Consider the following 4,077-nt stretch of genomic DNA (forward strand, 5'->3'; position numbering starts at 1 on the left):
CGGAAGCCGGTGCGAAGGTCGACCTCAAGCCCGCCGATCCGGCCGATCTGCTGCACCCGCGCGAGCTCGGCCTCGCGCTCCCGCAAGGCCTCTGCGGCGACAACATCCCCGGTGACGTCCTGGCAGACGACCAGCACGCCGCCAATGCCGTCATCCTCGTCGATCGGGCTGTAGCTGTAGGTCCAGTAGACCTGCTCGAGCTTGCCGTGCCGGGTGACGGGCACCAGCTGCTTTTCATGCCAGGTGGCGCCGCCGCCGCTCATGACCTGTTCGATCTGCGGACCGATAATGGGCCAGATTTCAGCCCAGCAATCCCGGCCGCGCTGGCCGAGCGCGCTCGGGTGGCGCTCGGGGCCCATGGTCTGGCGGTAGGCGTCGTTGTAGAACTGGATCAGTTCGGCACCCCACCAGATGAACATCGGGTGGTTGGTGTTGAGCGCAATCCGCACCGCGGTGCGCAAGCTTTGCGGCCATGTCCCGGGCTCGCCGAGCGGGCTGGCCGACCAGTCATGGGCGCGCGTCAAATCGCCCATTTCCCCGCCGCCGGAGAGGAAATCCGCAGAACCCGGTTTACTGACCTTCAACATTCAACACGATCGGTGGCTGGTGCAGCCCAAAGCGAGCAGCCCGGAACTTAGCCGCCGGTCCACCCCCCGCAAACGAACAAGGCGGCATTTGGTTCCGAAATAAACTCGGGATCAATGGAGAGGATGGACCCGAGGCTATTTCATCAGGCCGGCAGCCGTGAGCGCGCGGGTGATGACGGCGCTGACATCGATGCCGGCGCGCTTCGGAGGCGCCGCCGAAGCGGGCTCCGGACGGCGACCGAGCGTCGTCATCGGCCAGAGTGCCCTGGTCAGATCCGTGGTGCCCTCCGCGGCCGGAATTGTCTTCACGGCGGCCTTGGCCGTCTCCTTCGCAGCTGCCTTCGGCACCTCCTTGGCCGGCTGACGGATCCATTCGGTGAGGCCGAAGAAATTCGCGATGTGATAGGACGACGAGATTCCCGCTTCGATCAGGAACGCGCCCTGCGCGCCATATCGCTCGTCATTGTCGCCGATCCCGAGCGGCGTGCCGTGGGCCATATTGGTGATGGTGTAGGATTCGACGGTTGTTTCGCCATCGGCATTCCACCAGATCTGGCGGGGATAGCCATCGACTTCAGCCTCGGACATCGGCGCGGACGGCAGTTGGTGCACGTCGAGCCATTGCTTGACGATCTCGTCCGCATTGGCGGGGTTGACGGTACGATCGGCGCTGCCGTGCCAGACCGACAGTTTTGGCCAGGGGCCTTGGTGGTTTGAGGCATTGCGCACCAGATCGCCCAGTTCCCCGGCCGGGCGCGACGGCGACTGGTACATCCCGCTGAGCGCTTCCCGCATGTTGGTCGCGACGCCGAACGGCAGTCCGGCGATGATGGCGCCGCCGGCGAATAGTTCGGGATAGGTTGCCAGCATCACCGAGGTCATGGCGCCGCCGGCGGACAGCCCGGTCACGAACACGCGCCGCCCGTCGATGCCGACATCGAGTTCCATCCGCGCAATCATCTTCCGGATCGAGCAGGCCTCGCCGCTGTCGCGCGCGGTATCCTCCGGATTGAACCAGTTGAAGCAGCCATTGCCGTTGTTCGACGACTGCTGCTGCGGCATCAGCAGCGCGAAGCCGTAATGTTTCGCCAGCGTCGACCAGCCGGCGCCGAGGTCGTAGCCGGCCGCGGTCTGTCCGCAGCCGTGCAGCACGACGACCAAAGCCGGCACCGCCTGGCGGTGATCGGGCACGAACGAGAACATCCGAAGGGCGCCCGGATTGGACCCAAAATCCACTGTTTCCAGCAAGGGACTGTCCGCGGGTGGCCGCAAGTTCCGCCCGATATCCCCCAAGCCATTGAAACCGTTCAGCTTAGGCAGACGTCGCAGGAATTCGATATTATTGGCGAGGGACACCGGCAGCTCCTTCATGAGAGGCTTATCAACCTCATAAGGACCAGATAGTTGCTGCACTGCAAAATAAAAAGCCCGTGTGCTGTCAAGCGCCGCTATGGACAGGATTTTGCTTAACGGGGCCCCGCATCGGCGGCTGGAATGTGGCGGGCGGCGGGTCGACGATTAGATCATGTTCAAAGAGTTTGTATGCATCGGACCTACGCGCTTGCCGGCTCCAGCGATCCCGTGAGCGAGGCGCGCTGCGACAGTTCGATCCAGTTGCCGTCGGGATCGCGCACCATCGAGATCCGCGCCGTGGTCCCCAGCGTCACCGGGGCTCGCGCCTCGCGGCCGCCATGGGCCAGCACATGAGCGTGCTCGCGGTCGACCTCGAACACCTGGAACGTGATGTAGCGCCATCCCTTGCCCTCGAACGCCGCATCATGCGGCGCGCCGGGTTCGGGCTCCACGATCAGCACGGTATCGCCGGCGAGATAGGTCATCGCCTCGCCGGGGCCTCTGGCATTGCCCTGCGGCAGTCCGAGCGCATCCATATAGAAACGTCGATGCGCCTCGACGTCGCGGACGCCGAGCCGGATTCCGATGCGCTCGATCCCGAACATGCCCCTCGGCACCAGCGAGACGCGGTTGCCGTCGGGGTCGACCAGCGGCAGAGGCGCCGCGATGCCGTCGCGCGCGATCAGCAGTTCGCGGTAGCCCGCGGGCGGGGCGTCGGGGAGCGGATCGTAGACCTGGTTGATCTTCAGGATCGAGCCACAGAGATCGTGGCGGTGCTGCTTGTAGCCGCGGCGGATCGGCTGGGTGTAGTCGAACGGCAGGCCGATCTGGTTCTGCCAGAACGTCAGCGCGGGCGGCGCATTATTGGTCGCAAAACCGATATCGATGCGGGGTTTTGCCAGTTTCATGGGCGAAGGCGGTTCATGGCTGTGCGTCGCGAGAGGAAAGCGGACGCTACGTCACCCCGCCCTGCACGACAACTATGCGTCGGCAGCCACTTTACGCGATTGCCTTGACCTTTGCCGCCCCGTAGTTTGGCGCCAGGCATCCAAGAACAATGCAATCCGGAGAGAAACCCATGGCGCGCCTCAAATTCGGAGCCTTCCTCGCCCCGCATCACCCGATCGGCGAGCATCCGATGCTGCAATTCCGCAGGGATCTCGATCTGGTCGAGCAGCTCGACGCGCTCGGCTATGACGAGTTCTGGTGCGGCGAGCATCATTCCTCGGGCTGGGAAACCATCGCCTCGCCGGAAATGTTCCTGGCCGCGGCCGGCGAGCGTACCAAGCGCATCAAGCTCGGCACCGGGGTGGTTTCGCTGCCCTATCACCATCCCTACAACGTCGCGCAGCGCATGGTGCAACTCGACCACATGACCGGCGGCCGCGCCATCTTCGGTTCCGGCCCGGGCGCGCTCGCTTCCGATGCGCACACGCTCGGGATCGATCCGATGACGCAGCGCGACCGCCAGGACGAAGCGATCGCGATCATTCGCCGGCTGTTCAACGGTGAGCGCGTCACCGCCAAGAGCGACTGGTTCACCATGAACGACGCCGCGCTGCAGATCCTGCCGTTGCAGGAAGAAATGCCGTTCGTGGTGGCCTCGCAGATCTCGCCGTCCGGCATGACGCTGGCCGGCAAATACGGCATCGGCATCATTTCGCTGGGTTCGATGTCGACGCAGGGGTTGATGGCGCTGCCGACGCAATGGGGCTTTGCCGAGGACGCCGCCAAGAAAGCCGGCACCACCGTGAGCCGCGCCAACTGGCGGGTGCTGCTGTCCTGGCATATCGCCGAGACCCGCGAGCAGGCACAGCGCGAGGCGGGACCGGGCCTGATGCACTGGCACAACGAGTATAATGTACGCACCCTGCAACGACCGGGCCTGCAGCCGTTCACCTCTCCCGAGGACGCCGTGGAGAAGACCGCCGGCGGCGAGGCCGCAGCCTCCACCATCGGCACCCCCGACGATCTGGTCAAGACCATCAAGAGCCTGATGGAAGTCTCCGGCGGCGTCGGCACCATCGTCGGCTTCGTGCACGACTGGGCCAATCCCGAAAATACCCGCCGCAGCTGGGACATGGTGGCGCGCTATGTGGTGCCGGAGATCAACGGCCATATCGCAAAACTGCGCGAG

Annotated in this window: 4 protein-coding genes; 1 reads left to right on the forward strand and 3 read right to left on the reverse strand. The window is 64.8% G+C overall.

Annotation, left to right across the window (positions count from 1 at the left end; all coding sequences use genetic code 11):
* From Q8N40_RS09830 to Q8N40_RS09840, 3 genes are all read right to left on the reverse strand, one after another.
* The coding region (locus Q8N40_RS09830; RefSeq protein ID WP_305711686.1) for a PAS domain-containing protein at positions 1-533 on the reverse strand (533 nt) is incomplete at its 3' end.
* A gap of 189 nt (positions 534-722) precedes the next feature.
* Positions 723-1,943, reverse strand: coding sequence for a PHB depolymerase family esterase (locus tag Q8N40_RS09835; protein WP_305711687.1), 1,221 nt, complete (start codon positions 1,941-1,943; stop codon positions 723-725).
* 197 nt (positions 1,944-2,140) lie between these two features.
* The gene (locus tag Q8N40_RS09840) at positions 2,141-2,848 is read right to left on the reverse strand and encodes a VOC family protein (protein WP_305711688.1); all 708 of its coding nucleotides are present in this window, start codon (positions 2,846-2,848) and stop codon (positions 2,141-2,143) included.
* A 170-nt stretch (positions 2,849-3,018) separates the two neighbouring features.
* Here Q8N40_RS09840 and Q8N40_RS09845 point away from each other — a divergent pair.
* Positions 3,019-4,077, forward strand: a 1,059-nt coding sequence (locus Q8N40_RS09845; RefSeq protein WP_305711689.1) for an LLM class flavin-dependent oxidoreductase, incomplete at its 3' end; no start/stop codon positions are given.

This window comes from Bradyrhizobium sp., assembly GCF_030693485.1.
Taxonomy (GTDB): Bacteria; Pseudomonadota; Alphaproteobacteria; order Rhizobiales; family Xanthobacteraceae; genus Bradyrhizobium.

Coding starts and splice junctions, on each gene's coding strand:
- Q8N40_RS09840 (WP_305711688.1), bottom strand. CDS start 2,848: ATGAAACTGGCAAAACCCCGCATCGATATCGGTTTTGCGACCAATAAT.